Source organism: Bradyrhizobium sp. JHI2711, from assembly GCF_056156565.1.
Genome location: NZ_JBPZPT010000037.1, coordinates 1 through 269 on the forward strand (window position 1 = coordinate 1; position 269 = coordinate 269).

At 53.9% G+C, this 269-nt stretch carries 1 protein-coding gene; it reads left to right on the forward strand.

Annotation, left to right across the window (positions count from 1 at the left end; genetic code table 11):
• The coding region (locus ACTEK7_RS36680; RefSeq protein WP_474810824.1) for a condensation domain-containing protein at positions 1 to 269 on the forward strand (269 nt) is incomplete at both ends.

The following is a 269-nucleotide window of genomic DNA, read 5'->3' on the forward strand; positions in this document are numbered from 1 at the left end:
GGCCTTCCGTGCTTCGGAAAGCGGCGATTATTATCTGCTGGTACTGGTGCATCATTTCGTAGTGGATGGGATGGGCTATCGGCTATTCCTGGAAGCATTGGAGGACGCATACAACGCTCTTGCTGCAGGCCATGATGTGAATGGTGCCGAGGCCGTACAAAGGCTCTCTCCCTGGTTGAAGCGGCTCGAGCACTACGCGAACAGCGAAGCACCAGACGAACTCAAGCACTGGGAAGGCATTGACTACGATCAATTCAACTTCCGTGTCA